The sequence below is a fragment of the Streptomyces sp. NPDC052107 genome, assembly GCF_040680215.1.
Lineage (GTDB): Bacteria > Actinomycetota > Actinomycetes > Streptomycetales > Streptomycetaceae > Streptomyces.
On sequence record NZ_JBFAWG010000024.1, the window covers coordinates 19,995 to 46,727 of the forward strand.

26 protein-coding genes and 2 pseudogenes are annotated in these 26,733 nt (G+C 70.1%); 22 read left to right on the forward strand and 6 right to left on the reverse strand.

Annotated features, from left to right (window positions below; translation table 11 throughout):
- The first annotated feature begins 22 nt into the window (after positions 1–22).
- The 11 genes from AB0M27_RS24700 to AB0M27_RS24750 all read left to right on the forward strand — a co-directional run bounded on the left by AB0M27_RS24700 (position 23) and on the right by AB0M27_RS24750 (position 10,029).
- Positions 23–1,333, forward strand: coding sequence for an MraY family glycosyltransferase (locus AB0M27_RS24700; protein WP_365724264.1), 1,311 nt, complete (start codon positions 23–25; stop codon positions 1,331–1,333).
- Positions 1,334–1,635: 302 nt separating this feature from the next.
- Positions 1,636–2,073 carry a hypothetical protein gene (locus tag AB0M27_RS24705; RefSeq protein WP_365724138.1) on the forward strand — a complete coding sequence of 146 codons (438 nt, stop codon included), beginning with the start codon at positions 1,636–1,638 and terminating at the stop codon, positions 2,071–2,073.
- A 273-nt stretch (positions 2,074–2,346) separates the two neighbouring features.
- Positions 2,347–3,117 carry a F0F1 ATP synthase subunit A gene (gene atpB / locus AB0M27_RS24710; RefSeq protein WP_365724265.1) on the forward strand — a complete coding sequence of 257 codons (771 nt, stop codon included), beginning with the start codon at positions 2,347–2,349 and terminating at the stop codon, positions 3,115–3,117.
- Positions 3,118–3,194: 77 nt separating this feature from the next.
- Positions 3,195–3,440 (forward strand): ATP synthase F0 subunit C, encoded by a 246-nt coding sequence (atpE, locus tag AB0M27_RS24715; RefSeq protein WP_059130009.1) that lies wholly within the window; start codon positions 3,195–3,197, stop codon positions 3,438–3,440.
- Positions 3,441–3,479: 39 nt separating this feature from the next.
- Entirely contained in the window at positions 3,480–4,031 is a 552-nt protein-coding gene (locus AB0M27_RS24720; RefSeq protein ID WP_365724140.1) for a F0F1 ATP synthase subunit B, read from the forward strand.
- The gene (locus AB0M27_RS24725) at positions 4,028–4,843 is read left to right on the forward strand and encodes a F0F1 ATP synthase subunit delta (protein WP_365724141.1); all 816 of its coding nucleotides are present in this window, start codon (positions 4,028–4,030) and stop codon (positions 4,841–4,843) included. The genes AB0M27_RS24720 and AB0M27_RS24725 overlap by 4 nt, the downstream gene beginning before the upstream one ends.
- A 132-nt stretch (positions 4,844–4,975) precedes the next feature.
- Positions 4,976–6,568: a F0F1 ATP synthase subunit alpha gene (gene atpA / locus AB0M27_RS24730; RefSeq protein WP_365724143.1), complete on the forward strand. Its 1,593-nt coding sequence runs from the start codon at positions 4,976–4,978 to the stop codon at positions 6,566–6,568.
- Between the two features lie 21 nt (positions 6,569–6,589).
- Positions 6,590–7,507 carry a F0F1 ATP synthase subunit gamma gene (locus AB0M27_RS24735; protein ID WP_365724145.1) on the forward strand — a complete coding sequence of 306 codons (918 nt, stop codon included), beginning with the start codon at positions 6,590–6,592 and terminating at the stop codon, positions 7,505–7,507.
- The gene (atpD, locus tag AB0M27_RS24740) at positions 7,508–8,944 is read left to right on the forward strand and encodes a F0F1 ATP synthase subunit beta (RefSeq protein ID WP_365724147.1); all 1,437 of its coding nucleotides are present in this window, start codon (positions 7,508–7,510) and stop codon (positions 8,942–8,944) included.
- Between the two features lie 112 nt (positions 8,945–9,056).
- A complete protein-coding gene (locus AB0M27_RS24745) occupies positions 9,057–9,431 on the forward strand; it encodes a F0F1 ATP synthase subunit epsilon (protein ID WP_031171909.1) in 375 nt (124 codons plus the stop codon).
- 151 nt (positions 9,432–9,582) lie between these two features.
- A complete protein-coding gene (locus tag AB0M27_RS24750) occupies positions 9,583–10,029 on the forward strand; it encodes a DUF2550 domain-containing protein (protein ID WP_365724149.1) in 447 nt (148 codons plus the stop codon).
- Positions 10,030–10,109: 80 nt separating this feature from the next.
- Here the strand turns inward: AB0M27_RS24750 and AB0M27_RS24755 are convergent, their stop codons facing one another.
- Together AB0M27_RS24755 and AB0M27_RS24760 are read right to left on the reverse strand one after the other, a co-directional pair.
- Entirely contained in the window at positions 10,110–11,930 is a 1,821-nt protein-coding gene (locus AB0M27_RS24755) for a glycoside hydrolase family 18 chitinase (RefSeq protein ID WP_365724151.1), read from the reverse strand.
- Between the two features lie 135 nt (positions 11,931–12,065).
- Positions 12,066–12,716: a response regulator transcription factor gene (locus AB0M27_RS24760; RefSeq protein WP_365724153.1), complete on the reverse strand. Its 651-nt coding sequence runs from the start codon at positions 12,714–12,716 to the stop codon at positions 12,066–12,068.
- Between the two features lie 232 nt (positions 12,717–12,948).
- On the opposite strand from AB0M27_RS24760, the gene AB0M27_RS24765 reads away from it, so the two are divergent.
- A complete protein-coding gene (locus AB0M27_RS24765) occupies positions 12,949–14,085 on the forward strand; it encodes an IS110 family transposase (protein WP_365724155.1) in 1,137 nt (378 codons plus the stop codon).
- A 62-nt stretch (positions 14,086–14,147) separates the two neighbouring features.
- On the opposite strand, the gene AB0M27_RS24770 is transcribed toward AB0M27_RS24765, so the two are convergent.
- Entirely contained in the window at positions 14,148–15,323 is a 1,176-nt protein-coding gene (locus AB0M27_RS24770; protein ID WP_365724266.1) for a histidine kinase, read from the reverse strand.
- Positions 15,324–15,474: 151 nt separating this feature from the next.
- Between AB0M27_RS24770 and AB0M27_RS24775 the strand changes: the two genes are divergently transcribed.
- The 5 genes from AB0M27_RS24775 to AB0M27_RS24795 all read left to right on the forward strand — a co-directional run bounded on the left by AB0M27_RS24775 (position 15,475) and on the right by AB0M27_RS24795 (position 18,957).
- The gene (locus AB0M27_RS24775) at positions 15,475–16,047 is read left to right on the forward strand and encodes a hypothetical protein (protein ID WP_365724157.1); all 573 of its coding nucleotides are present in this window, start codon (positions 15,475–15,477) and stop codon (positions 16,045–16,047) included.
- Between the two features lie 79 nt (positions 16,048–16,126).
- Positions 16,127–16,831, forward strand: a complete 705-nt coding sequence (locus AB0M27_RS24780) for a response regulator transcription factor (RefSeq protein WP_365724159.1) — start codon at positions 16,127–16,129, stop codon at positions 16,829–16,831.
- The gene (locus AB0M27_RS24785; RefSeq protein WP_365724161.1) at positions 16,828–18,291 is read left to right on the forward strand and encodes a HAMP domain-containing sensor histidine kinase; all 1,464 of its coding nucleotides are present in this window, start codon (positions 16,828–16,830) and stop codon (positions 18,289–18,291) included. Before AB0M27_RS24780 ends, AB0M27_RS24785 begins: the two co-directional genes overlap by 4 nt.
- Before the next feature lie 55 nt (positions 18,292–18,346).
- Positions 18,347–18,751: a hypothetical protein gene (locus AB0M27_RS24790; protein ID WP_365724163.1), complete on the forward strand. Its 405-nt coding sequence runs from the start codon at positions 18,347–18,349 to the stop codon at positions 18,749–18,751.
- Entirely contained in the window at positions 18,751–18,957 is a 207-nt protein-coding gene (locus AB0M27_RS24795; protein WP_365724165.1) for a hypothetical protein, read from the forward strand. Before AB0M27_RS24790 ends, AB0M27_RS24795 begins: the two co-directional genes overlap by 1 nt.
- A 30-nt stretch (positions 18,958–18,987) precedes the next feature.
- Here the strand turns inward: AB0M27_RS24795 and AB0M27_RS24800 are convergent, their stop codons facing one another.
- Both AB0M27_RS24800 and AB0M27_RS24805 read right to left on the reverse strand, forming a co-directional pair.
- Complete coding sequence (locus AB0M27_RS24800) at positions 18,988–19,560, reverse strand: cob(I)yrinic acid a,c-diamide adenosyltransferase (protein WP_365724168.1); 573 nt, start codon at positions 19,558–19,560, stop codon at positions 18,988–18,990.
- Between the two features lie 13 nt (positions 19,561–19,573).
- Positions 19,574–20,323 (reverse strand): annotated as a pseudogene (locus AB0M27_RS24805) (ABC transporter permease).
- A gap of 30 nt (positions 20,324–20,353) precedes the next feature.
- Between AB0M27_RS24805 and AB0M27_RS24810 the strand changes: the two are divergent.
- From AB0M27_RS24810 to AB0M27_RS24825, 4 genes and pseudogenes are all read left to right on the forward strand, one after another.
- Positions 20,354–20,833 (forward strand): annotated as a pseudogene (locus tag AB0M27_RS24810) (TetR/AcrR family transcriptional regulator); the annotation flags it as partial.
- A 236-nt stretch (positions 20,834–21,069) separates the two neighbouring features.
- Positions 21,070–21,918 (forward strand): 3-hydroxyacyl-CoA dehydrogenase family protein, encoded by an 849-nt coding sequence (locus AB0M27_RS24815; protein ID WP_365724170.1) that lies wholly within the window; start codon positions 21,070–21,072, stop codon positions 21,916–21,918.
- 164 nt (positions 21,919–22,082) lie between these two features.
- The gene (locus AB0M27_RS24820; RefSeq protein ID WP_351799988.1) at positions 22,083–22,406 is read left to right on the forward strand and encodes an STAS domain-containing protein; all 324 of its coding nucleotides are present in this window, start codon (positions 22,083–22,085) and stop codon (positions 22,404–22,406) included.
- A 345-nt stretch (positions 22,407–22,751) separates the two neighbouring features.
- Positions 22,752–25,181 (forward strand): ATP-binding protein, encoded by a 2,430-nt coding sequence (locus tag AB0M27_RS24825; protein WP_365724268.1) that lies wholly within the window; start codon positions 22,752–22,754, stop codon positions 25,179–25,181.
- Between the two features lie 120 nt (positions 25,182–25,301).
- Here the strand turns inward: AB0M27_RS24825 and nucS are convergent, their stop codons facing one another.
- Positions 25,302–25,973, reverse strand: a complete 672-nt coding sequence (gene nucS, locus AB0M27_RS24830; RefSeq protein WP_365724172.1) for an endonuclease NucS — start codon at positions 25,971–25,973, stop codon at positions 25,302–25,304.
- A gap of 276 nt (positions 25,974–26,249) precedes the next feature.
- Here nucS and AB0M27_RS24835 point away from each other — a divergent pair, with 276 nt between their 5' ends.
- Positions 26,250–26,642 (forward strand): SCO5389 family protein, encoded by a 393-nt coding sequence (locus AB0M27_RS24835; protein WP_365724174.1) that lies wholly within the window; start codon positions 26,250–26,252, stop codon positions 26,640–26,642.
- The last annotated feature ends 91 nt before the right edge of the window (positions 26,643–26,733 follow it).

Genomic DNA, 26,733 nt, shown 5'->3' on the forward strand with positions numbered 1-26,733 from the left:
AGCGAGACCCGTGGGGAAGCCTGTGCGTGAATACCTGCTGACGCTCTGCATCACGGCTGCGGTGACGTATCTGCTGACAGGGCCGGTACGGAAGTTCGCGATCGTGGCCGGGGCGATGCCGGAGATCCGGGCGCGTGACGTGCACCGGGAACCCACTCCGCGCCTCGGCGGTATCGCCATGTTCTTCGGCCTGTGCGCGGGCCTGCTGGCCGCGGACCATCTGACCAACCTCAACGAGGTCTTCGCGAAGTCGAACGAGCCGCGGGCCCTGCTCTCCGGCGCGGCCCTGATCTGGCTGATCGGCGTCCTGGACGACAAGTTCGAGATCGACGCGCTGATCAAGCTGGGCGGCCAGATGATCGCCGCGGGCGTGATGGTCGTGCAGGGTCTCACCATCCTGTGGCTGCCGATCCCCGGCGTCGGCAACGTGGCGCTCACCCAGTGGCAGGGCACGCTGCTGACCGTGGCGCTGGTGGTCATCACGATCAACGCGGTGAACTTCGTGGACGGCCTGGACGGCCTCGCGGCCGGCATGGTCTGCATCGCCGCGGCCGCGTTCTTCCTGTACGCCTACCGCGTCTGGGTGTCGTACGGCATCGAGGCCGCCGCTCCCGCCACGCTGTTCGCGGCGATCCTGATGGGCATGTGCCTGGGCTTCCTGCCGCACAACATGCATCCCGCGCGGATCTTCATGGGCGACTCCGGCTCGATGCTGATCGGGCTGGTGCTGGCGGCCGGCGCGATCTCCATCACCGGCCAGCTCGACCCGGACGCGCTGAACCTGTACGCGGGTTCGGAGAAGGCGGCGGTGCACCAGACGGTGCCGGTCTACATCCCGCTGCTGCTCCCGCTGACGATCATCGCGGTGCCGGCGGCGGACCTGGTCCTCGCGATCGTCCGGCGCACCTGGCGTGGCCAGTCGCCGTTCGCCGCGGACCGCGGGCATCTGCACCACCGGCTGCTGGAGATCGGCCACTCGCACAGCCGGGCCGTACTGATCATGTACTTCTGGTCGGCCCTGATCGCCTTCGGCACGCTGGCGTACTCGGTCAACTCCGCCTCGATGTGGATCGTGCTGGGCGTGGTCTTCCTCAGCTCGGTCGGCCTGGTCCTGCTGCTGCTCCCGCGCTTCACGCCGCGGGTGCCGATGTGGGCACAGCGGTTCGTGCCGCCCCGCTACCGGCTGCGCCGCCGTACGGCCGAGGCCGCTGTGGCCAGGGAGGCCGAGGAGGCGCAGGAGGCCGAGGAACGGACGCCCGTCCCCGCCGGCGTCTCGGGCGTCAACGGGGCGACCGCGATCGGCCCTCGTTCGCGTTTCCTTGATCGTCGGTAAGACGCCCAAGGTAAGAATCTGACTAGAGCATTGCCCGCTCATGGGGGAGCAAACTCCCCCAATACCAGACAACCAGGTCCGGTTTCTGCACAGACGCGCACTGTCACTCTCATGTGTGACAGCAAGCACACCGAGCAGGTAAAGACCTCATCAAATAGTTTGTGATACGGTTCACGAGAACCCCGGACAGAACCGAAGGACCGTAGTGAGACGGTCCAATGGTGTGAGGTCTCGATCACTCAGCCCGGGACTACGCTCGTCCATGACGACACCCTGCCCCCTGTGAAAGCGGAGTTGCCGCCATGCCGTCCAAAGACGCCCGGAACCTTCTGCGGATCGCTGTGCCCACAGCGGCTGCAGGCGCGATCGCCATCGCCGTGAGCGCGGCGGTCGCGGGGGGCAAGGGCGCGCTCGGCGCGGCGGTCGGCACGGTGCTGGCCATCCTGTTCATGGGAATCGGCCTGTACGTGCTGCAGTGGACGGCAAAAACGCTCCCGCAGCTGTTCCAGATGATGGGGCTGTTGCTCTACGTCGCGCAGCTGCTGCTCCTCCTGATCTTCGTCGCTGTTTTCAAGGACACCTCTCTCTTCAACGCGAAGACGTTCGCCGTGTCGCTCGTCGTCGCGACCGTCGTGTGGATGGCCGCGCAGGCTCGCGCGCACATGAAGGCCAAGATCTTCTACGTCGACCCGGACTCCGAGAAGAGTGAGAAGCCCGAGAAGACAGGGCCGAGGCCGTGAGGGGTAGGGGCGGGATAAAGGCTTGTGAGATCTCCTGCTATCGTCCGGTGCCAACTGCGGCATCGCGGGCGCGGGCATCTGAGCTGACGCCTGCTCGATCGCGAGGCTCGATGCCCCCAGCCGCCCCCACATCCGTAACACCAAGTCCGGTGCCGATCCGCGGCCGTGCGCCGCGCCGACACAACGAGGTTGCCGTACCCATGCGTCACGCCGAAGGAGCCCGCGGTGAGTGCTGACCAGACCCAGCTCGCCTTTGACTGGAGTTGTCGGGTCCTGTCCGACAACGGGTGCGGTTTCCCGGCCCCGGGCCTCGAGTCCTTCCTGTTCAAGCCGCTCGTCACGGTCGGGGGCTTCGAGTTCAACAAGGTGATGCTGCTCGCGCTCGTCACCACCCTGCTCATCGTCGCCTTCTTCTGGGCCGCCTTCGGCAAGGCCAAGGTCGTCCCGGGCAAGCTGCAGATGGTCGGCGAGGCCGGCTACGACTTCGTGCGCCGCGGCATCGTCTACGAGACCCTCGGCAAGCGCGAGGGCGAGAAGTGGGTGCCGCTCATGGTCTCCCTCTTCTTCTTCGTCTGGATCATGAACGTCTGGTCCGTGATCCCGCTGGCGCAGTTCCCGGTGTCGTCGATCATCGCCTACCCGGCGGTGCTCGCCGCGATCGTCTACATCACCTGGGTCTCGCTGACCTTCAAGAAGCACGGCTTCGTCGGCTTCTTCAAGAACGTCACGGGCTACGACAAGTCGCTCGGCGCCGTGCTGCCCCTGGTCATGCTCATCGAGTTCTTCTCGAACCTGCTGGTCCGCCCGTTCACGCACGCGGTGCGACTGTTCGCCAACATGTTCGCCGGTCACCTGATGCTGGTCATGTTCACCGTGGCCTCCTGGTACCTGCTCAACAGCTGGCTGGTCGTGGGCGCCGGCGTCTCCTTCGTGATGACGATGGCCATGATCCTCTTCGAGCTCTTCGTCCAGGCCGTCCAGGCGTACGTCTTCGTGCTGCTGGCCTGCTCCTACATTCAGGGCGCTCTCGCCGAGCACCACTGAGCCGTACCACCCCCGCCAACCCCCAGACGTCCGGTGGCCAACCCCCACCGGTCCAGTAAAGAGAAGGAAGAACCGGCATGTCCGCTCTTGAGACCCTCGCCGCCACCGCTGGTGTTCACGGTTCCGTCGGCTCCATCGGTTACGGTCTCGCCGCGATCGGCCCCGGCATCGGCGTCGGCATCATCTTCGGCAACGGCACCCAGGCCCTGGCCCGCCAGCCCGAGGCGGCCGGTCTGATCCGCGCCAACCAGATCCTGGGCTTCGCCTTCTGTGAGGCGCTCGCCCTCATCGGCATCGTTATGCCGTTCGTGTTCGGTAAGTAATCACCCCTTACCCGACACGAATCGACGAAAGGCACTGATGTGATCGCCAACCTGGTACAGCTGGCGGCCCCGACGGAGGGCGGGAACCCGCTCGTTCCCGAGGGTCCCGAGCTGCTCGTCGGCACCATCGCCTTCGCCATCGTGTTCTTCTTCTTCTGGAAGAAGCTGCTTCCGAACATCAACAAGGTTCTGGAGGAGCGTCGCGCGGCGATCGAAGGCGGCATCGAAGAGGCCGACGCCATGAAGGTCGAGGCCCAGAGCGTCCTTGAGCAGTACAAGGCCCAGCTCGCCGAGGCCCGGCACGAGGCCGCGCGCCTGCGCCAGGAGGCGCAGGAGCAGGGTGCCGCCCTCATCGCCGAGATGCGGGCCGAGGGCCAGCGGCAGCGCGAGGAGATCGTCACCGCCGGTCACACCCAGATCGAGGCCGACCGCAAGGCCGCCGCGCAGACGCTGCGTCAGGACGTGGGCAAGCTCGCCACCGAACTGGCCGGCAAGCTCGTCGGCGAGTCCCTCGAGGACCACGCCCGCCAGAGCCGTGTGATCGACCGCTTCCTCGACGAGCTCGAGGAGAAGGCCGAGGCCACGCGATGAACGGAGCGAGCCGCGAGGCCCTGGCAGCCGCACGTGAGCGTCTCGACGCGCTGACGGACTCCACGTCCGTGGATGCCGCGCAGCTCGCGGACGAGCTGTCGGCCGTCACCGCGCTGCTCGATCGCGAGGCCGGCCTGCGCCGGGTCCTCACCGACCCGGCGCAGCCCGCAGAGGCCAAGGCGGAGCTGGTCCAGCGTCTGATCGGTGGCCAGGTCAGCGGGTCCGCCGCGGACCTGGTGGCCGGGATGGCGCGCTCGCGCTGGTCGCAGCCCCGCGACCTGGTGGACGCGCTGGAGGAGCTGGCGAGCATCGCCGACCTCACGGCCGCGGAGAAGACGGGCACCCTCGACGACGTCGAGGACGAGCTGTTCCGGTTCGGCCGGATCGTCTCCTCCAGCACCGAGCTGCGCGCCGCGCTGACCGACCGCGCCGCCGGTACGGCGGCCAAGACCGAGCTGCTGCACCGGCTGCTCGGCGGGCGGGCCAAGCCGGTCACCGAGCGTCTGGTGGTGCGCCTTGTGACCGCGCCGCGTGGACGTAGCCTGGAAGCGGGACTGGAGTCCCTGTCCAAGCTGGCCGCCGAGCGCCGGGACCGTATGGTCGCCGTCGTCACCTCGGCGGTGCCGCTGAGCGACGGCCAGAAGCAGCGCCTCGGCGCCGCCCTCGCCAAGCTCTACGGCCGCCGGATGCACCTCAACATGGACGTGGACCCCGAGGTCATCGGCGGTATCCGGGTGCAGGTCGGTGACGAGGTCATCAACGGCTCCCTCGTGGACCGGCTGGATGACGCCGCCCGCCGCATGGCGAGCTAGCAGCAACTCGATATCTCGAGAAAAGCAGTACGTACTTACGGCCCTGGTTGGGCCGTGCAGAGGATTCCTGGGGGTCGCCCCCAGACCCCCCAAGTGAAACTTCGGGCCCAACAAGGAGAGCAGGGAACCCAGATGGCGGAGCTCACGATCCGGCCGGAGGAGATCCGGGACGCGCTGGAGAACTTTGTCCAGTCGTACAAGCCGGACGCGGCCTCGCGCGAGGAGGTCGGTACGGTCACCCTTGCCGGCGACGGCATCGCGAAGATCGAGGGTCTTCCCTCGGCCATGGCCAACGAACTGCTGAAGTTCGAGGACGGCACCCTCGGCCTCGCCCTCAACCTCGAGGAGCGCGAGATCGGTGCCATCGTCCTCGGTGAGTTCAGCGGCGTCGAGGAGGGGCAGCCGGTCACCCGCACCGGTGAGGTTCTCTCCGTGGCGGTCGGTGAGGGCTACCTCGGCCGTGTCGTCGACCCGCTCGGCAACCCGATCGACGGCCTCGGCGAGATCGAGACCGACAGCCGCCGTGCCCTTGAGCTGCAGGCCCCCACGGTCATGCAGCGCAAGTCGGTGCACGAGCCGATGGAGACCGGCTACAAGGCCGTCGACGCGATGACCCCGATCGGCCGTGGTCAGCGCCAGCTGATCATCGGTGACCGCCAGACCGGCAAGACCGCCCTGGCCGTCGACACGATCATCAACCAGCGCGACAACTGGCGCACCGGCGACCCGAAGAAGCAGGTCCGCTGCATCTACGTCGCCATCGGCCAGAAGGGCTCCACCATCGCCGGCGTGCGCCGCGCGCTGGAGGAGAACGGCGCCCTGGAGTACACGACCATCGTCGCCGCCCCGGCGTCCGACCCGGCCGGCTTCAAGTACCTGGCGCCGTACACCGGTTCGGCCATCGGCCAGCACTGGATGTACCAGGGCAAGCACGTCCTGATCATCTTCGACGACCTCTCGAAGCAGGCCGACGCCTACCGCGCCGTGTCCCTGCTGCTGCGCCGCCCGCCGGGCCGTGAGGCCTACCCGGGTGACGTCTTCTACCTGCACTCCCGGCTGCTGGAGCGCTGCGCCAAGCTCTCCGACGACATGGGTGCCGGTTCGATGACCGGTCTGCCGATCGTCGAGACCAAGGCCAACGACGTCTCGGCGTTCATCCCGACCAACGTCATCTCCATCACCGACGGCCAGTGCTTCCTGGAGTCGGACCTGTTCAACGCCGGTCAGCGTCCCGCGCTGAACGTCGGTATCTCCGTCTCCCGAGTCGGTGGTTCCGCGCAGCACAAGGCGATGCGCCAGGTCTCCGGCCGCCTCCGTGTCGACCTCGCCCAGTTCCGTGAGCTGGAGGCGTTCGCCGCCTTCGGTTCCGACCTGGACGCGGCCTCGAAGGCGCAGCTGGAGCGTGGTTCGCGCATGGTCGAGCTGCTGAAGCAGGACCAGTACCAGCCGATGGCCACCGAGGACCAGGTCGTCTCCGTCTGGGCCGGCACCAACGGCCGTATGGACGACGTCCCGGTCGCCGACATCCGTCGCTTCGAGAAGGAACTGATCGACTTCCTGCACCGGAAGCACCAGGGCCTGATGACCTCCATCAAGGAGGGCGCCAAGATGTCGGACGACACGATCCAGGCGATCGACGACGCGGTGGCCGAGTTCAAGAAGCAGTTCGAGACCTCGGACGGCAAGCTGCTCGGCGAGGACGTTCCTGCCGCTGCCGCCAAGTGACGTAAGGAAGGGACCTGACTCATGGGAGCCCAGCTCCGGGTCTACAAGCGTCGCATCCGATCCGTCAGCGCGACCAAGAAGATCACCAAGGCGATGGAGATGATCGCCGCCTCGCGCGTCGTCAAGGCGCAGCGCAAGGTGGCGGCCTCCACGCCGTACGCGACCGAGCTGACGCGCGCGGTCACGGCGGTCGGCACCGGCTCGAACACCAAGCACCCGCTCACCACGGAGGCGGAGAACCCGGCCCGTGCCGCGGTCCTGCTCCTCACGAGCGACCGCGGTCTGGCCGGCGCCTTCAACTCCAACGCCATCAAGACGGCGGAGCAGCTGACCGAGCGCCTGGAGCGCGAGGGCAAGCAGGTCGACACGTACATCGTCGGCCGGCGCGGTGTCGCCCACTACAACTTCCGTGAGCGCAAGGTCACGGAGTCGTGGACGGGCTTCACGGACGAGCCGTCGTACGCGGACGCCAAGAAGGTCGCGGCGCCCCTGATCGAGGCCATCGAGAAGGAGACGGCGGACGGCGGTGTGGACGAACTCCACATCGTCTACACCGAGTTCGTCTCGATGATGACGCAGACGGCGCTGGACGCCAGGCTGCTGCCGCTGCGTCTCGAAGAGGTCGCCGAGGAGGCTCACCCCAAGGGGGAGATCCTCCCGCTGTACGACTTCGAGCCCTCGGCGGAGGACGTCCTCGACGCCCTGCTGCCGCGCTACGTGGAGAGCCGTATCTACAACGCGCTGCTCCAGTCGGCCGCTTCGAAGCACGCCGCCACGCGGCGCGCGATGAAGTCGGCCACCGACAACGCCGGTGAGCTCATCGAGAACCTCACCCGGCTTGCCAACGCGGCCCGCCAGGCCGAAATCACCCAGGAAATCAGCGAGATCGTCGGTGGCGCGAGCGCCCTGGCCGACGCGACCGCGGGGAGTGACCGATAAATGACCACCACTGTTGAGACCGCGACGGCTACGGGCCGCGTCGCCCGGGTCATCGGCCCGGTCGTCGACGTGGAGTTCCCCGTCGACGCGATGCCGGACATCTACCAGGCCCTGCACGTCGAGGTCGCCGACCCGGCCAACGCGGGCGAGAGGAAGACGCTGACCCTGGAGGTCGCCCAGCACCTGGGTGACGGCCTGGTCCGCGCGATCTCCATGCAGCCGACCGACGGTCTGGTCCGCCAGGCCCCGGTCGTCGACACCGGCGCGCCGATCTCGGTGCCGGTCGGTGACTTCACCAAGGGCAAGGTGTTCAACACCCTCGGTGAGGTGCTGAACGTCGACGAGACCTACGACGGCGAGCGCTGGCCGATCCACCGCAAGGCCCCGAACTTCGACGAGCTCGAGTCCAAGACCGAGATGTTCGAGACGGGCGTCAAGGTCATCGACCTGCTCACCCCGTACGTCAAGGGCGGCAAGATCGGTCTGTTCGGCGGCGCCGGCGTCGGCAAGACGGTGCTCATCCAGGAGATGATCTACCGTGTCGCCAACAACCACGAGGGTGTCTCCGTGTTCGCCGGTGTCGGTGAGCGCACCCGTGAGGGCAACGACCTCATCGAGGAGATGACCGACTCGGGCGTCATCGACAAGACCGCGCTGGTCTTCGGTCAGATGGACGAGCCCCCGGGCACCCGTCTGCGCGTCGCGCTGGCCGGCCTGACCATGGCCGAGTACTTCCGTGACGTCCAGAAGCAGGACGTGCTGTTCTTCATCGACAACATCTTCCGCTTCACGCAGGCCGGTTCCGAGGTCTCCACGCTGCTCGGCCGTATGCCGTCCGCGGTGGGCTACCAGCCGAACCTGGCCGACGAGATGGGCATCCTGCAGGAGCGCATCACCTCGACCCGCGGTCACTCGATCACCTCGATGCAGGCGATCTACGTCCCCGCCGACGACCTGACCGACCCGGCCCCGGCGACCACCTTCGCCCACCTCGACGCGACGACGGTTCTGTCCCGTCCGATCTCCGAGAAGGGCATCTACCCGGCCGTGGACCCGCTGGACTCGACGTCCCGGATCCTGGACCCGCGCTACATCGCGCAGGACCACTACAGCGCGGCCATGCGCGTGAAGAGCATCCTGCAGAAGTACAAGGACCTGCAGGACATCATCGCGATCCTCGGTATCGACGAGCTCGGCGAGGAGGACAAGCTCGTCGTCCACCGTGCCCGTCGCGTGGAGCGCTTCCTGTCCCAGAACACCCACGTCGCCAAGCAGTTCACCGGCGTGGACGGTTCGGACGTGCCGCTCGACGAGACGATCGCCGCGTTCAACGCGATCTGCGACGGCGAGTACGACCACTTCCCGGAGCAGGCGTTCTTCATGTGCGGTGGCCTGGAGGACCTCAAGGCCAACGCCAAGGAGCTGGGCGTCTCCTGAACTCCCTGAGTTCGTCCGAGGGGGCGGGTGCGTCCCGCCCCCTCATCTACGCCCACTAGAATTGACCCCAACACCCGGCACCCCTGCCGGGTGGTGACCCGAGGAGCCACCCTTGGCTGCTGAGCTGCACGTCGAGCTGGTCGCCGCCGACCGCCAGGTCTGGTCCGGCGAGGCCACCCTGGTCGTCGCGCGCACCACGTCCGGCGACATCGGCGTCATGCCCGGTCACCAGCCGCTGCTCGGTGTGCTGGAGTCGGGCCCGGTGACCATCCGTACGAGTGACGGTGGAACGGTCGTCGCCGCGGTGCACGGCGGTTTCATCTCGTTCGCGGACAACAAGCTGTCCCTGCTGGCCGAGATCGCCGAGCTGTCGGACGAGATCGATGTCCAGCGCACGGAGCGGGAGCTGGAGCGCGCGAAGGCGGAGGGCGACGCCGCCGCCGAGCGCCGCGCAGACGTCCGCCTGCGTGCGGCGGCGGCGCGCTGAGTCAAGCGCGCGGTATGACGTCACTCAGCCGCGGCCGGCCCGGAGCAATCCGGTGCCGGTCGCGGCTGAGGCAGATGTGGGTGTTTTTCCGGTTTCATTACTCAGTGACAGAAGCAGTTCCCCTACCTAGGAGACGAGGAGGTCGGTGCCGATGGTCCTCGCTCTGACTGTGTGCGGGATCGTGGTCGCGCTCGTGGTGGTGGGACTGTTCCTGTTCGGGCTGCGGCGTCGGCTCATCCAGCGCTCCGGCGGCACCTTCGACTGTTCCCTGCGCTGGAACGTGGGCGAGAAACCGGACGCCAACGGCAAGGGCTGGTCCTACGGTGTCGCCCGCTACAACGGCGACCGCATCGAGTGGTACCGCGTCTTCTCCTACGCCTTCCGCCCCCGCCGCACCCTGGAGCGCGCGCAGATCGAGGTGGCCGGCCGCCGGCTGCCCGAGGGCGAGGAGGAACTGGCGCTGCTCTCCGACGCGGTGGTCCTCGCCTGTACCCATCGGGGCACGCGCCTCGAACTCGCCATGAGCGAAGACGCGCTGACCGGATTCCTCGCGTGGCTGGAGGCAGCCCCGCCCGGACAGCGAGTGAATGTGGCGTAGCCGCATTCACTCGCTGTGTGGGGGTTCCCCCCGGACGAAGTCTGGGGGAGCGTCAATGTCGCTTAGGACACGTACGGGTACTACAGGTTGCTGCTGATGGCGTTCACCAGCTCACCGTCGCTGGTGTCGCCGCTGAACTCCCAGAAGAACGCGCCGCCCAGGCCCTGGGACCTGGCCCAGCTCATCTTCCCGGCGATGGTCGACGGGGTGTCGTACGACCACCAGTTGCTGCCGCAGTGGGCGTACGCCGTGCCCGCGACGGTGCCGGTGACCGGGCAGGACGTCTTGAGCACCTTGTAGTCCTCGATGCCCTGCTCATAGGTGCCGGCCGCGGGTCCCGTGGCCGTGCCGCCCGGGGCGTCCTGGGTGACGCCGGTCCAGCCGCGGCCGTAGAAGCCGATGCCGATGAGCAGCTTGGACGCGGGGACGCCGATGGACTTGTACTTGGCGATCGCGTCGGCGGTGGTGAAGCCCGCCTTCGGGATGCCGGAGTACGAGGTGAGCGGGGAGTGCGGGGCGGTCGGGCCCTGGGCGTCCCAGGCACCGAAGAAGTCGTACGACATCACGTTGTACCAGTCGACGGAACTCGCGGCGCCCGCGTAGTCCGCGGCCTCGATCTTGCCGCCGGAGGAGCCGTCGGCGGTGACCGCGGCGGTGACCAGGTTGTTCGAGCCGAACTTGGCGCGCAGCGCGGCCATCACGTTCTTGAAGGCCGCCGCGCCGCTGGTGTCGCAGGACAGGCCGCAGGCGTTCGGGTACTCCCAGTCGATGTCGATGCCGTCGAAGACGTCGGCCCAGCGCGGATCCTCGACCAGGTTGTAGCAGGACTGCGCGAACGCGGTCGGGTTGGCCGCGGCCTGGGCGAAGCCGCCGGACCAGGTCCAGCCGCCGAAGGACCACAGCACCTTGATGTTCGGGTACTTGGCCTTCAGCTCGCGCAGCTGGTTGAAGTTGCCGCGCAGCGGCTGGTCCCAGGTGTCGGCCACGCCGCTGACCGACTGGTCGGCGGTGAACGCCTTGTCGTAGTCGGCGTAGGAGTCGCCGATCGCGCACTGGCCGTTGGTGACGTTGCCGAAGGCGTAGTTGATGTGCGTGATCTTCGCGGCCGAGCCGGACGTCACCAGGTTCTTGACGTTGTAGTTGCGGCCGTAGATGCCCCACTCGGTGAAGTATCCGAGCTTGACCTTGTCGCCGCTGGGCGGGGGAGTGGTGCCGCCGCCAGTGGTGTGCACCTTGACCGCGCCGCTGACCGGGCCGGTCTGGTCGGCGGTGTCGCGGGCCTGCACGGTGTAGGAGTAGTCGGTGCCGGCGGTCAGACCGCTGTCCGTGTACGACGTGGTGGCCACCGTGCCCACGACCTTGCCGTCGCGCAGCACGTCGTAGTTCTTGACGCCCTTGTCGTCGGTGGCCGCGCTCCAGCTGAGCTTCACCGAGGTGTCGGTGATGTTCGAGGCGGTGGGCGTGCCGGGGGCGCTCGGGGCGGCGTCGCCGGGGACGGTCGTGCCGTCACAACTGTCGCCGTTGAGCTTGCAGTTGGACGGGGAGCCGGGGCCCGCGCCGTTGAAGCCGAAGGAGACGGAGGCACCGGGGGCGATGGTGCCGTTGTAGGACTTGTTCTTGGCGGTCCAGTGGGTGCCGGAGCTGGTGACGTCCGCGTCCCAGGCCGAGGTGACGGACGTACCCGAGGGGAAGTCCCACTCGACGGTCCAGGAACTGATGCTGCTGCTACCGGTGTTCTTGATGGTCCACTGAGCGCCGAAGCCGGTTCCCCAGTCGCTGGTCTTGGTGAAGCTCGCCGTCGCGTTGGTCGCGGCCTGGGCGGGGCTCGCGAGACCGACGAGTCCGGCCAGGGGGAGCAGCAGGGTCGCGAACCCTGCCGCGGCTCTGTGTCTGAAGCGCATGCTGCGCCTCCTCGATATCGGGGACATAGAGGGGGGTCAGGGGCATGACTGAGCCTTCACGCCCACGGTGCTGCGAGAGTAGAAAGGTCTGGACCACGGGTCAATAGGTCTGGACCAGTTCCCTGGCGGCTGTCGCTAGATCCCCAACTCCTGTGCCAGCACGGCCGCTTGCACCCGGCTGCGCAGCTCCAGCTTGGCCAGCAGCCGGCTGACGTGCGTCTTGACCGTGCCCTCCGCCATGCTCAGTCGCTCAGCGGTCTCCGCGTTCGACAGCCCCTGCCCGACACAGGACAGCACCTCGCGCTCGCGCCGGGTCAGGGCGTCCAGCACCGCCGGATCGGTCTTCGCCCCCCGCACCGGTGCCGCCGCGAACTCCGCGATCAGCCGCCTCGTCACGGCCGGCGCGACGATCCCCTCTCCGCGCGCCACCGTACGGACGGCCGCCATGAGGTCCGTGGCCTCGGTGTTCTTCAGCAGGAACCCGGCGGCTCCGGCCCGCAGGGCCCCGAAGACGTACTCGTCGAGGTCGAAGGTGGTCAGGACGAGGACGTCCGCGAGTCCTTCGGCGACGATCTGCCGGGTCGCCGACACCCCGTCCAGGCGTGGCATCTGTACGTCCATCAGCACGACGTCCGGACCGGTCTCCCGGGCCAGTTCCACCGCCCGCTCACCGTCCGCGGCCTCGCCGACCACCTCGATGTCGGGTGCGCTGCGCAGGATCAGGACGAGTCCGGCGCGGACGGCGGACTGGTCCTCGGCGACGAGGACGCGGATGGGCCGGTTCATACGGAGGCCCTACCTTTCAGTGGTGGGTTTGAACTGGTCATTCGTAAGATCGGTGGACCCAGGGGCTCTGGGTATGGCTGCATGCGGTGCGCCGTGGATGGCTCAGGGAGCTTGGCCGCCCAAAGCCCCGCGACGACTCGACGGCCAGTTGGGAGATGCGACTCGATCGCTGTGTAGGGCAACGTCGGCGAGGTCGTCTGCTGGGCTGTGAACGCGCGACGAGGTGGCGGAGGTGACCGTGCCCCGGATGTGGGCCGGAGTGGACATCGGCATGGGACACCACCACTGCGTGGTGATCGACGGGGACGGTGAACGCCTGCTGTCCCGCCGGGTCCTGGACGATGAATCGGCCCTGCTGGGGTTGATCGGAGATGTTCTCGCCCTCGACGCAGACGTGCTGTGGGCGGTCGACCTCAACAGCGGCGGCGCGGCCCTGCTGATCGGCCTGCTGCTCAGCCACGATCAGCCGATGGTCTACATCACGGGCCTGCGCGTGGACCTCGCCCCGGCCTCCTGCCGGGGCGAGGGCAAGACGGATGCCATGGACGCCTTCGTCATTGCCGACCAGGCCCGCATGCGCCGTGACCTGGGCCCGCTGCGGCCGGGTGGCGAGATCGCCGTGGACCTGCGGACCCTGACCGCGCGCCGCACCGATCTGGTGGCCGACCGGACCCGCCGGATCAACCGGCTCAGAGTCCAACTGCTGGAGATATTCCCGGCGTTGGAGCGTAAACTGGAGCTGGCGAACAAGGGGCCCGTCATCTTGCTGACGGGCTACCAGACCCCGGCAGCGATCCGCCGCAGCGGCGCGAAGCGCATCGAGACGTGGCTGCGAGGCCGCAAGGTGCGCGGAGCCGCAGCCCTGGCCCGGACAGCCGTGGCGGCTGCCGAGGCCCAGTACACGGCCCTGCCCGGAGCGAAACGGGCCGCCGCGATGGTGCTGCGGCTCGCGACGGGGGTGATGGCCCTTGATGAGGAGATCGCGGAAGTCGAAACCCTCATCGAGGCCCGGTTTCGCGAGCACCCGCACGCCGAGGTGATCCTCAGCCTGCCCGGCACGGGCAAGTTGATGGGCGCCGCGTTCATCGCATCCACCGGCGGCGACATGGACGCCTTCGGCAGCGCCGACCGGCTCGCCGGCTACGCCGGCCTGGCGCCGGCACCTCGCGACTCCGGCCGCGTCAGCGGCAACCTTCGCAGACCACGCCGCTTCCACCGTGGCCTGCTCAACGCCATGTGCCTTTCCGCGCTCTCCAGTCTGAAGAGCTGCCGGGCCTCCCAGACGTACTACGCGCGCAAGCGTGCCGAGGGCAAGGGCCACAAGCAGGCGCTGGTGGCGCTCGCTCGCCGCCGCGTCAATGTCCTGTAAGCGGTGATCCGCGACGGAGCGTGCTACGAAGCCACACCACCTGTCACGGCAGCGGCTTGACATCAGCATTGGGAAGTTCCTTCGACGAGCGGAAGGCCGGCGCGCACGGTCCACAGGCCGGCCTCGGGCCCGGCCGCGAAGGTGCCGCCGAGCAGTGTGGCCCGCTCCCGCATCCCGGTGAGCCCGGAGCCCGAGCCGGGGGCGCGCGGGGTTTCGCCGGGCCGGTAGGGGCTGGTGACATCGATGCGCAGCGTGCCGTCGGCCTGCCGGAGGGCGACCCGGACGGGCCCCGGTGCCGCGTGCTTGAGCGCGTTGGTCAGCGACTCCTGCACGATCCGGTAGGCGGCCAGCTCCACGGGGGCCGGCACCCGGTCGTGGCCCGCCTCCAGGCGGACGTCCAGGCCGCCCGCGCGGGCGCCCTCGACCAGGGTGGCCAGGCCGTCGAGCGTCGGCGTGGCGGCCGGCTCCAGGTCGCCGCTGCTGTCCCGCAGGATACCGATCAGCCGGCGCATCTCGGCCAGTCCCTCCACGCTGTTCTCCCGGATCACGCGCAGCGCGTCGCGGGAGGTCTCCGGATCCTCGAGGGACAGCGCGGCCGTGGAGTGGATGGCGATCGCGGACAGGTGGCCGGCCACCATGTCGTGCAACTCCCGTGCCATCCGCGCCCGTTCGGCCGTCACCGCCTGAGTGCGGTCCACCTCGGCGAGCAGCGCGGTCTGTTCGGCGCGCAGCCGGGCGGCCTCGGCGGCGTCACGGTGGTTGCGCACCACCCAGCCGGTCGCGGCGGGCGCCAGCGCCACCACCCCGACGCCCACACCGATCAGCAGTGCCTGCGGATCGCGCCAGAGCGCGGCCGGTACGACTCCGCCGAGCACCGTCAAGAGCCCGGTGATCCAGGGGATCCGGCGGGCGGAGGACGGGGTGCCGTACAGGACGGCCGCGTACACGAGATCGGTGTACAGCACGATGGTGACGACGCTGCCCAGCGTCACCGTGTCCAGGGTCAGCGCGAGTGTGCCGACCAGCAGACCTAGGCGCGGCCAGGTGCGGCGCAGCGGCTCGCACGCGGCCGTCACCGCCAGCGGCACCAACGGCGCCCAGGGCGCCGCCCATTGCACCAGCGGGTCCGAGGGCACCCGCGGATGGATCCCGAACAGCCACAGCAGCACCCCGCCGAGCAGCCCGCCGACGGCGATGCGCACGTCGTCGCGATGGGGGCGGGGGAGCGCGAGGGTCATGCCCCCATCCAACACGGCCCACAGCAGCCCCGCTTGCTCCCTGGGCACGGTCCTGGACTGCACCTTTCGCTTACCCCGGGTTTCGCCCGTACCGACGACGATCCGCGCCCCGGGCGCCGGGAGCCTTGAAGGCGAGCGAGGGGAGCGAATCGTGATCGTCAGGTCGATCATCGCCTGCGAGGTGGCGTTCTGGGTGCTGCTGGGCGCCGGACTGGCCGTGCGCTACGTGCTGAAATGGCGCCGTACGAGCGTGGTGTTGCTGCTGTGCGAGCCCCTGCTGGAGCTGGTGCTGTTCGTCGTGACCGGGATCGACCTGAAGAACGGCGCTGAACCGGACTGGCGGCACGGACTGGCCGCGGTCTACATCGGCTTCACGGTCGGACTCGGCCACTCCACCATCAAGTGGGCGGACGCCTGGGTGGCCCACCGCTTCGCGGGCGGCCCGCCCCCGGTCAGGCCCCCGAAGTACGGCAGGGCCCGCGCCGTCCACGAGTGGAAGGTCGCGGGCCGCTGGATCCTCGCCTGCGTGGTCGGCCTCGCGCTGCTCCAGGCCGCCGCCTGGTACGTCGGCGACGGCCGCGACACCGATCCGCTGCGGGCCTGGCAGCTGCGGCTGCTCATGGTCCTCGCCGTCAACCTGGTCATCGCCGTCAGCTACACGGTGTTCCCGAAACGGGAGCCGGCCGGGCAGCGCCCTCGGCACGAGGTCCAGCGGCGCCCCTGACCCGGCGGAAGCACACCCGCCCGCCCTGCCGCACGCCCGGCACGGGGTCGTACGCTGACCGGCGACGAGGAGGGGGCGCATGACGGACACGGCGGGCTCCGGTGCGGTGCTGGTCGTCGACGACGACGCGGCGATCCGGCGCTCGCTGGAGCGCGGGCTCAGGCTGAGCGGCTTCGCGGTGCGGATCGCCGCCGACGGACCCGAGGCGCTGGCGGCGGTCCGGGACGCGCCGCCCGATGTGCTGGTGCTCGACGTCTCGATGCCCGGCATGAGCGGCATCGAGGTGTGCACCCGGCTGCGCGACGAGGGCCGGGACCTGCCCGTGCTGATGCTCTCCGCGCTGGACGAGACCGCCGACCGGATCGCCGGCCTCCAGGCCGGGGGCGACGACTACCTGGTCAAGCCGTTCGCCCTGCAGGAACTGGTGCTGCGGCTGCGCGCCCTGCTGCGCCGCCGCCCGCCGACCGGCCCTGCACCGCTGCGGGTCGCGGGCCTGGTGATCGACCCGGCCGCCCGCACCGCCGAGCGCGATGGCAGGCCCCTCGACCTCACCCGGCGCGAGTTCGAGCTGCTGGAGGTGCTCGCCCGCAACGCCGGACTGGTCCTCACCCGCGACCAGCTCCTGGAACGCGTCTGGGGCTACGACTTCGACGTGCGCACCGACACCGTCGACACCTTCGTCAGCTATCTGCGGCGCAAACTGGAGGCGGACGGCGGCGGCAGGCTGATCCACACGGTGCGGGGCGTCGGCTTCGTGCTCAGGGAACCGCGGGACACACCGTGAGACTCTCCACCCGGATCGCCCTCGCCGTCGGCTGCACCGTCCCGCTGCTCGTGCTCGCCGCCGGCTGGCTGCTGCTGCACCTGGTCGCCCGGGACCTGCACCGGACCGAGGACCAGCATCTGCGGCAACGCGCGGTGGCCCTCGCGCCGGAGGCACGGGCGCTGCTGCGGGCCTCGGCGAACGGCCGCCCGAAGGCCGCCGACACCCGGGAGCGGCAGCTGTTCAGCTCGGCCCTCGACGTCGGCGTACGCCTCGTCGGGACGGACACCACGTTCAGCGGCGGCCCCCAGCCCGGCCCCGCCGTGGCCCTGCCCGAGCGGACCTCCGGTTTCGCCACCCTCCGCGACGGCGGGCGCGGCTGGCGGGCCCTGGCCCGGCCGGTACGGACCGCCACGGCCTCCGGCACGCTCTGGCTCTTCTCGCCCGACACCGCCGACCGCACCCAGGTCCGGCTCGTCCGCAACCGGGTGCTCCTCACCGCGGTGCTCGCCGCACCCCTGTCCGGTCTCCTCGCCTGGGGTCTGGCCGCCGGAGCGAGTGCGCCCCTCATCCGTCTCACCCGCCGCACCGCCGGCCTCGACCCGCGCACCAGCACGACCCGGCCGCCCGAGGAGCGCACCGGGGTGCGGGAGGTCGACGAGCTCGCCGCGACCCTCCGGACCGTCCTCGCCCGCTACGACGAACAGGCCGCCCGCACCGGACAGGCCCTGGACACCGCGCGCTCCTTCTCCTCCGCTGCCGCACACGAACTGCGCACCCCGCTGATGAGCATGGGCACCAACCTCGACATCCTCACCGGCCACCCCGGCCTGCCGGCAACGGAGCGCGCCGAGGTCCTCGCCGACCTGCACCGCGAACACGCCCGCCTCCTCGGTCTGCTGGTGATGCTGCGGGACATGGGGCGCGCGGACCTGGTGGAGGCGGAGGCGTTCCGGCCCGTCGACCTGACCGACCTCGCCGACGCCGCCGTCGCCGAGGTCCGGCGCCGCGCCCCGGACGCCGACATCACCCTCGACGCGGCACCAGGAGTCACCGTGCACGGCTGGGAACCCGGCCTCCGCCTGCTGCTGGACAACCTGCTCGGCAACGCCCTGGCCCACGGCCGCGACACACAGGGCCGGGCACGGGTGCGGGTCGGCGTGACCGGCACCGCGGATCAGGTCCTCGTCACGGTCGACGACCACGGCCCCGGGGTTCCGCCCGACGCCCGCGCCCGGATCTTCGAACGGTTCCAGCGGGGTCCGGACAGCGCCGGCTCCGGGCTCGGCCTCACCCTCGTCGCCCAGCAGGCGGCCCTGCACCGGGGGAGCGTCACCGTGAGCGAGGGGCCGGACGGCACCGGGGCGTGCTTCGAGGTACGGCTGCCGTCGGGCGGCGCGATCCTGCCCGGCCGCCAGGACTGGCTGATCGGCACAGCCGGGGCAAACCGGTCACAGAGTTTCCCCAAAGACCCTTCCTAGTCTCCGTTGCGTCGCACGGACGGCTCGCTCGTCCGGGAAGGGAACGGAGACACCGATGAATGCACGTCGACGTACGCGCGCTCTGCTCGCCGGATGCGCCGTGGCGGCCGTCCTGGCGGGCACCGCCGGAGTGGCCTCGGCCGACAGCAGCACCCCCGCACCGGGGCCCACCGGAGACGGGGCCCACGCCCTGTGCAAGCGGGTGCCCAAGATCGACCGCCGGATCCAGCGGGCCCTGAAGCGGCTGGACGCGGGGGCCGGAACCCGTGGCTCGGTGGCCCGGCTGGAGCAGCGCGTGGACAACGCGAAGAAGGCCGGCCACACCCAGATCGCCACCTTCCTCCAGGACCGGCTGGCCTTCCGCAAGTCGCTGGTGACCAACCTCCAGCAGCGCCAGAAGGACCTGAACGACGTCCGGACCTGGTGCCGGGACAACAACGCCGGGAAGGCGGCGAGCTGATGCGGGCACGGCGGGCGGTGCTGCCGGCGGTGGCGCTGCTGGTGGCGCTCACCGCGGGCTGCGCCCACCACGACGGGGCGTCCCCGACGACCCCGGCGGTGTCGGGCACGCCCTCCGGATACGCCGAGATGCAGAAGAAGGTGAACGCGGCCGAGTCCGCGGCCGCCTCGGCCGACCGGGACGCGGCGAGCGACACGGACCGGTGACGCGTCCGGGTCCCCGCGCGGGAGCCGCCCTCAGCGCTCCCCGCCGGGGACCCACAGCACGTCACCGACGTCCTTGTTGGCGATCCGCGCCAGAATGAACAGCAGGTCGGACAGCCGGTTGAGGTAGGTCGCCGTGAGCGGGTTCATCGTGTCGCCGTGCACCTCCAGGGCCGTCCAGGTCGAGCGCTCGGCGCGGCGTACGACCGTGCAGGCCTGGTGCAGGAGGGCCGCGCCCGGGCTGCCGCCGGGCAGGATGAAGGAGCGGAGCTTCTCCAGCCGCTCGTTGAAGCGGTCGCAGTCCGCCTCCAGCTTGTCGATGTAGAACTGTTCCACCCGCAGCGGCGGGAACTCTGGGTTCTCCACCACCGGCGTCGACAGGTCCGCACCCACGTCGAACAGGTCGTTCTGGACGCGGGTGAGGACCTTGACGACCTCCGCGTCCAAGCCGCCCAGCGCGATCGCGGTGCCGATCACCGCGTTGGCCTCGTTGGCGTCGGCGTAGGCCGAGATCCGGAGGTCGGTCTTGGCGACCCGGCTCATGTCACCGAGCGCGGTGGTGCCCTTGTCGCCGGTCTTGGTGTAGATGCGCGTCAGATTGACCATGTGACCAGCGTAGTTATGCCCCGGCCGTCCGGAACACTCGTGTGCCCACCGTCACCGTCAGCGCCGCGAAACCGACGGCGACGAGGACGCCGTAGAGCATGTTCGCGGTCGCGTAGTGCCCGACGTACGCGTCGCGCACCGCGTCCACCAGGTAGCGGAACGGGACGAAGTGGGACAGCGCGTTCAGTCAGGCGGGTGCGAGGGTCATCGGGAGCATCAGGCCGGACAGCAGCATCGACGGCATCGACACCATGTTGATCAGCGGGCCGAACTCCTGCGGGGTGCGGACCTTCATGCCGAGCGCGTACGACAGCGAGGCCAGCGAGAGTGTGAGCAGGGCGACGAAGGCGAAGCCGATCAGCACACCGGTCAGCGGTGCGCGCAGGCCCATCACCAGTGCGGCCAGCACCAGCAGCATCGCCTGGAAGACGAAGACCGTGGCGTCGCGCAGCACCCGGCCGAGGAGGAGGGCGAGGCGGCTGACCGGGGTCACACGCATCCGCTCCACCACCCCCTGCCCCTTCTCGACGATGACCGTGAAGCCGGCGAACAGGGCGCCGAACAGCCCGAGTTGGAGCAGCAGGCCCGGCACGAGCACCTGCCAGGAGCTGCCGCCCCCGCCCAGCGGGAGACGGGTGAGCAGGGGACCGAAGAAGAGCAGATAGAGCAGCGGCGTGAGCACTCCGAAGAGCAGGGCGAACCGGGAGCGCAAAGACTGGCGCAGACAGCGGCCGTAGATGAGGGCCATGTCCCTCAGGAGCATCTGTGGATCCCTAGACGGCGACGGGGGCGGAGTCAGGAAGACCTCTTCTTCGACCGCTGCGCCGGCATGATCGACCGCCCGGCCCGCTGGCTCCGCGGCCGCCCCCAGGGCGAGTCGGCGGCCGCCGCGGTCCTGCGCGAACTGCGCGAGGAGGTCGAGGCCGTCTCCCCCCGGGTCGGCCTGCTCCCCGGCTACGCCGCCTTCATGAAGGTCATCGAGGAGGCCCCCGCCCTGCGCTCCCGCCTCTGGGCCATCGGCCAGGAGGTCCAGGCCAACCTGGAGCAGGCCCTCCGCGAGGAGGCCGGCGCCGCGGACGGCGACGAGCTGCCCCATCTGATGGCCAGTCAGATCGGCTGGATCCACAGCACGGTCATCGCGGTCATCGGCCGCTAAATGGTCAAGGGCCGCGAACCGCGCGAAGTATCCCGAGAGGTGCTCACCCTCCTCGACGACATCGAGGACCTGGTGGGCGAACGGGTCCTGAACTACGCCGTGCGAGGAGCGGCCTGAGCGCGCTCTCCGAAGCGCCAACCAGCGCCGACCCGCAAGGGATTGGCGCGTCGGCCGCAGCGCCCGGAGTCCCGCCGGACGAGCGGGTGGGAGGATCGCCGAGTTCGCCGACCGGGACGTGACGGGTGTCTCACGCTCTGAGACCGTGACACGCGTTACTAACTGCTCACACAGCGCCGCCGGAGCGCTATGGTCCGCCGGAGAAGCAGACTTGGAGCGCGTTCAAGGGAGTCGGAGTGGCACGGAAGCTCGCCGTCATCGGGGCCGGTCTCATGGGGTCCGGGATCGCTCAGGTCGCCGCGCAGGCGGGCTGGGACGTCGTCCTGCGGGACGTCACCGACGAGGCACTGAAGCGTGGCACCGACGACATCAAGGCCTCGTACGACAAGTTCGTGAGCAAGGGGAAGATGGAGGCGGGTGACGCCGAGGTCGCGCTGGCCCGCATCACTGCGACCACCGACCTGGACGCCGCCGCCGACGCCGATGTCGTCGTCGAGGCCGTCTTCGAGAAGCTGGAGGTCAAGCACGAGATCTTCCGCGCGCTCGACAAGCTCGTGCGCGAGGACGCCGTGCTCGCCTCCAACACCTCCGCCATTCCGATCACCAAGATCGCGGCGGCCACCGAGCGCCCCGAGCGGGTCGTCGGCGTCCACTTCTTCTCGCCGGTGCCGATGATGCAGCTCGTCGAGCTGGTCCGCGGCTACAAGACCAGCGACGAAACCCTCGCCACCGCACGGGAGTTCGCCGAGTCCGTCGGCAAGACCTGCATCGTCGTCAACCGGGACGTCGCCGGCTTCGTGACCACCCGGCTCATCTCCGCCCTCGTGGTGGAGGCGACCAAGCTGTACGAGTCCGGCGTCGCCACCGCCGAGGACATCGACCTCGCCTGCAAGCTGGGCTTCGGCCACGCCATGGGCCCGCTCGCCACCGCCGACCTCACCGGCGTGGACATCCTGCTGCACGCCACCAGCAACATCTACACCGAGTCCCAGGACGAGAAGTTCGCCCCGCCGGAGCTGATGCGCCGGATGGTGGACGCCGGTGACATCGGCCGCAAGAGCGGGCAGGGCTTCTACAAGTACTGAGCACCTTCCGTACGGACATCCGCCGGACATCACCCCCGGGAGTTATCACTCCCAGGGGTGAATTCGGTATCGGTTCGCTTACAAACAGCAACCGCACCACCGCTCACACAGTCAGACGTTGCAACGTCACGGAGTACGCCAACCGCACTCAACGGGGAGCGCATATGTACATCAGGGGCGACCACGCCGAGCTGGTCGTCGGGGGCCGCCTCGACGTCCGCAGCGCGGCGGACGCCCGTACGGCCTTGCACTCGGCCGTCGACGGCGGAGTCGGCGACCTGGTGCTCGACCTGTCCGAACTGGACTCCTGGGACGCCACCGGACTCGGGGTGATCATGGGTGCCCATCGGCGGGCCGGCCGCTGCGGGCGCCGTCTGGTGCTGCGCGGTGTCCCGCCGCAGATGCAGCGCCTGCTGGTGGCCACCCGGCTGCACCGCATCCTCGCCATCGAGGGCGGCATCGGGGTCGAGTCACTGCCCCACGTCTGAGGTGCGCATGAGTGTGCGGTGCGTACGGGCGTGAGGTGCGCACGGCTGTGAGGTGCGCACGGGCGTGAGCCGGACGGAGACCGCTGCGACCGATGCGACCCGGGCACGGCAGCCGAAGCGCACGGCGGGGGGCAATCCTCACCGGACTGTGACGTCTCGGACCGCACGGCACCCCGCCCTGTCGTAGATACTGAGCGAAGGTTTAGGGTTCGGTCGCCCGCCGCCTCGCAACCCTCGACCGAGCGGGCCCGGACCAGAAGCGACAGCGCGGTGTGCGACCAAGGCCGGGAGGGGCCGCAATCACGGGCACACGACGCTTTTGGGGGGTTTGAACCCATGGAACCCATGGACCCGATCCACCAGGGACCCGAGGAGCACGGCCAGGCGGCCAGCCGCCGCCCGCCCCGGGAATCCCTGACCTCCGACTTCGGTCAGAGCACGCCCGCGCTCGCCCGTACGGCGCATGTCGTGGTCGGCGATCTGCTGCTGACCGTGAACCCCGTCGACGGCAGCGAGATAGAGCCCTGCCCGCCGCACCAGCGGATCGAGCGGCCCCGCAAGCGCACCGCCGCCGAGCGCGCCGAGGCCGAGCGGGCCGCCCGGCCGCCGGTGCCGCCCGGCCCCGCCCAGCCGGCGCTCCCCCTGCTGGAACGCCAGGACGAACGCGAGCGCCTGGTCCGGCTGCTGGCCCGCGGCCGTTCGGTACGGCTCACCGGGCCCGGCGGCTCCGGCCGTACCGCCCTGCTGGACCTGGTCGCCGAGGACTGCCTGGACCTCGCACCCGACGGCGTGGTCCGTCTCACCGGCTTCCACCGCACCACCACCGACCTGCTGCACGACCTCTTCCACGCGGTCCACGACGCCCCGCGCCACCGCCTCGATCCGGACGAACTGCGCGCACTGGTCCGCGAGATCGGCGCGGTCGTCGTCCTGGACGACATCGAGTTCGGCGGCGCAGCCCTCGACGAGCTCCTCGAAGCCACCCCCGAGTGCGCGTTCCTGATCGGCGCCACCCCCGACGTGCCCGCCCCCTCCGAGGGGTCCGAGGTCGAGGAGGTCTTCCTCAGCGGCCTGGACCGCGCGGCCGGTGAGGAGATCCTGGAGCGGACCGCCGGCCGGGTCCTCACCGAGGAGGAGTCCAACTGGGCGGGCGACCTGTGGTTCGAGTCCGAGGGACTGCCCCTGCGCTTCGTCCAGGCCGGCGCCCTGCTCCGGCAGCGCGACGAGCTGCGGGCCGGCGCCGGCGCCGTGGACGAGTACGGCGTCTTCGAGGACGCACGCCAGCCCGCCGAACTGCCCCTGGAAACGGCGGACGAGGTCCCGCTGCCCTCCCTCGGCGAGGCCGCCGCACCGGCCCCGCTGCTCGCCTCCCGGCTCAGCGGCTCCGCGCGCGCCACCCTGCGCTTCGCCGTCGCCCTCGGCGGTGAGGTGCCGCACCAGGCGCATCTGCCGGCGCTGATCGGCGACACCCACGCCGACGCCGCCCTCGGCGAACTGGCGGGCTGCGGACTGGTCTCACCGGTCGGTGCCCGCTACCGGCTCGCGGCCGGTGTCCTGACCCAGCTGGAGGCCGCCGGGTACGCCGACGACGCCCAGACCCAGGCGCTGGCCGCCGCCGAGCACTACGCCTGGTGGGCCGGGCATCCCTCGGTCACCCCCGAGCGGGTGTGCGCGGAGGCGGACGCGGTGCTGGCCGCGCTCGCCGTGATCGTGCCGCACACGGCTCCGTCCGCCGAGGGGGAGGAGAGCCGCGCGGTACGGCTCGCCCGTACGGCCGCGCCCGCGTTCGCCGCCGGGCTGCACTGGAGCGCCTGGGAACGCGCCCTGCGCTCCGGCGCGGAGGCCTCCCGGCTGGCCGGTGAGGTACCCGAACAAGCCTATTTCCACCACGAGTTGGGTGTCCTCGCGCTGTGCGGGGGCCAGCTCGACCGGGCCCGCGCCGAGTTGGAGGCGTCCATCGGGCTGCGCGGGGCGCTCGCCGACAAGCGGGGCACGACCGCCGGGCGCCGGGCGCTCGCGCTGGTCGCCGACCGCTCGGGCGACGTACCCGGGATCGTCGCGACTGCGGGGGAGGAACTGCCGGAGGTACGGCACGAGGAGTCGGCGCCGCCGCCGTACCCGCCCCTCGGTGACCCGCTGGTCACGACCCGGCTCCCGGCCGCCGCGGAGCGGGGCGGAAGCTTTCGGCGGCTGGCCCGCCGCAACCTCGTCGCGGTCGGCTCCGGGGCGCTGCTCGCCGCCGTGCTGGGTACGGTCGTCACGCTGGGCATGACGTCCAACGAGAACGCCGACAAGAACCCGGCCGGCAAGGTCGACGTCAATCCGTCGGCGAGCCAGGGCACGGACGACGGCACCCTGGGCGCGGACCCGAACCAGACCCCGTCCGCGAGTACCGGATCCCACCGGCCCACCAGCAGTCCGACGAACCCGGGCCCCGACGGCACCTACGGCACGACCGACGACCCGACGCCGTCGGCCACGACGCCTTCGGCCGGCACGAGCCACACCAGGGGCACGGGCAGCGGGGGTACGACCCCGACCCCGTCCAGGACCAGGACGACCAAGCCGGGTACCCCGACGCCGACGAAGACGACCCCCACGGGCACGCCGACCTCGACCCCGCCGACGTCCAGCTCGTCCCCCTCGACGTCGACCAGCCCGACGACCACGAGCCCGTCCACGACGGACACGGCGAGCGGCCCGACGGCACCGCAGAGTTCGGGGAGCGCGCCGAGCTCGGGGGCCGCGTCGGAGTCCTCCGGCTCGGTGATCTGACCGTTCCGGCGGTGCCGAACCGGCCTGGGGCCGGCGGGGCACCGCCGGACACCGGCGTACGGGCCGGACGCCGTCCCGGCGGAAGAGAAGTCCGCCGGGACGGCGCCGAAAAGGTGAACCTCAGAACAGGCGCAGCTTGTCGTCCTCGAGGCCGCGCAGGGCGTCGTAGTCGAGGATCTGGCAGTTGATGCCGCGGTCGGTGGCGAGGACCCGGGCCTGGGGCTTGATCTCCTGGGCGGCGAAGACGCCGCGGACCGGGGCCAGGTGCGGATCGCGGTTCAACAGGTCCAGGTAGCGGGTGAGTTGCTCGACGCCGTCGATCTCGCCACGGCGCTTGATCTCCACCGCGACCGTCTGACCGTCCGCGTCCCGGCACAGGATGTCCACCGGGCCGATGGCCGTCATGTACTCGCGGCGGATCAGGGTGTATCCCTCGCCGAGCGTCTCGATGCGGTCGGCGAGCAGCTCCTGCAGGTGCGCTTCCACGCCGTCCTTGATCAGACCGGGGTCCACGCCGAGTTCGTGCGAGGAGTCGTGGAGGATCTCCTCCATCGTGATGATCAGTTTCTCGCCCGCTTTGTTGACGACGGTCCACACGCCCTCGTCCTCGCCCGCGCCCTCCTTCAGCGTGCAGGGCGGCGACATCCAGTTGAGGGGCTTGTAGGCCCGGTCGTCGGCGTGGATGGAGACGCTGCCGTCCGCCTTGACCAGGATCAGGCGGGGCGCCGAGGGCAGGTGGGCGGTGAGCCGGCCGGCGTAGTCGACCGAGCATCGGGCAATGACGAGACGCATGGTCGGCAACGCTACTCGACGCCCCGAGGTGCGCGCGATCCGCCCGCCCCGCTCCCGATCGATCGTCCCAATTGTCCCTGGAAACTCTTGTTCATCCCTGGCCGATTGTGCCCGTAACGGGACCGTTCCATATACGCATTCTGCTGGTGTGGTCACCGACCGTTGCCTACCGTAGTAAACGGGAGGTCGCCGTCTATGTACTGAGAGTGTTCGATATCGCGAACTCCCTTACCTGTCCGGCAACCCCTGCTCCGCGGGGGTGCGAGAGGAGAACCCATGTCGCTCGACGTCTCACCGGCCCTACTCGAACAGGCCGAGCGAGGCGAGGTCGACGACGCAGCATTCGTCGACTGCGTCCGGACCTCCCTGCCCTACGCATGGGAGATGATCAGCTCCCTGGTGGCCCAGCTGAAGGTCGACGGCGGCCCCTTCGCCGACAACCAGACGCCCCCGCCGGACGAGCAGGCACGCGGTCAGCTGCTGCGTGCGCTCGCGAGTGACGCCATCCGCGGCGCCCTGCAGCGGCACTTCGGTGTGCGGCTGGCCTTCCAGAACTGCCACCGGGTGGCGGTGTTCCCGCTGGACGCCTCGGTGGACGAGACCTTGGCCCGCTTCACCTCGGTACGCGGCCAGTTGCTGAACCAGTCGCCGGAGCTTCGGGACTGCTGACGGGCAGTCCCGGTACGGCGGACGCTGTGAGCCGTTTGCTTGCCGCTCCACCCGGGGGAGGTGCATTCAGTGCTGGGGCGGCAAGCCCCCA

Excerpts from the sequence above, each read along its gene's own strand:
- AB0M27_RS24760 (WP_365724153.1), bottom strand. The coding sequence starts at position 12,716 with ATGAACCGGCCCATCCGCGTCCTCGTCGCCGAGGACCAGTCCGCCGTC.
- AB0M27_RS24735 (WP_365724145.1), top strand. The coding sequence starts at position 6,590 with ATGGGAGCCCAGCTCCGGGTCTACAAGCGTCGCATCCGATCCGTCAGC.
- AB0M27_RS24820 (WP_351799988.1), top strand. The coding sequence starts at position 22,083 with ATGTACATCAGGGGCGACCACGCCGAGCTGGTCGTCGGGGGCCGCCTC.
- AB0M27_RS24755 (WP_365724151.1), bottom strand. The coding sequence starts at position 11,930 with ATGCGCTTCAGACACAGAGCCGCGGCAGGGTTCGCGACCCTGCTGCTC.
- atpE (WP_059130009.1), top strand. The coding sequence starts at position 3,195 with ATGTCCGCTCTTGAGACCCTCGCCGCCACCGCTGGTGTTCACGGTTCC.
- AB0M27_RS24750 (WP_365724149.1), top strand. The coding sequence starts at position 9,583 with ATGGTCCTCGCTCTGACTGTGTGCGGGATCGTGGTCGCGCTCGTGGTG.
- atpD (WP_365724147.1), top strand. The coding sequence starts at position 7,508 with ATGACCACCACTGTTGAGACCGCGACGGCTACGGGCCGCGTCGCCCGG.
- AB0M27_RS24780 (WP_365724159.1), top strand. The coding sequence starts at position 16,127 with ATGACGGACACGGCGGGCTCCGGTGCGGTGCTGGTCGTCGACGACGAC.
- AB0M27_RS24790 (WP_365724163.1), top strand. The coding sequence starts at position 18,347 with ATGAATGCACGTCGACGTACGCGCGCTCTGCTCGCCGGATGCGCCGTG.
- atpA (WP_365724143.1), top strand. The coding sequence starts at position 4,976 with ATGGCGGAGCTCACGATCCGGCCGGAGGAGATCCGGGACGCGCTGGAG.
- AB0M27_RS24800 (WP_365724168.1), bottom strand. The coding sequence starts at position 19,560 with ATGGTCAATCTGACGCGCATCTACACCAAGACCGGCGACAAGGGCACC.
- AB0M27_RS24835 (WP_365724174.1), top strand. The coding sequence starts at position 26,250 with ATGTCGCTCGACGTCTCACCGGCCCTACTCGAACAGGCCGAGCGAGGC.
- nucS (WP_365724172.1), bottom strand. The coding sequence starts at position 25,973 with ATGCGTCTCGTCATTGCCCGATGCTCGGTCGACTACGCCGGCCGGCTC.
- AB0M27_RS24705 (WP_365724138.1), top strand. The coding sequence starts at position 1,636 with ATGCCGTCCAAAGACGCCCGGAACCTTCTGCGGATCGCTGTGCCCACA.
- AB0M27_RS24795 (WP_365724165.1), top strand. The coding sequence starts at position 18,751 with ATGCGGGCACGGCGGGCGGTGCTGCCGGCGGTGGCGCTGCTGGTGGCG.
- AB0M27_RS24770 (WP_365724266.1), bottom strand. The coding sequence starts at position 15,323 with ATGACCCTCGCGCTCCCCCGCCCCCATCGCGACGACGTGCGCATCGCC.
- AB0M27_RS24725 (WP_365724141.1), top strand. The coding sequence starts at position 4,028 with ATGAACGGAGCGAGCCGCGAGGCCCTGGCAGCCGCACGTGAGCGTCTC.
- AB0M27_RS24825 (WP_365724268.1), top strand. The coding sequence starts at position 22,752 with ATGGACCCGATCCACCAGGGACCCGAGGAGCACGGCCAGGCGGCCAGC.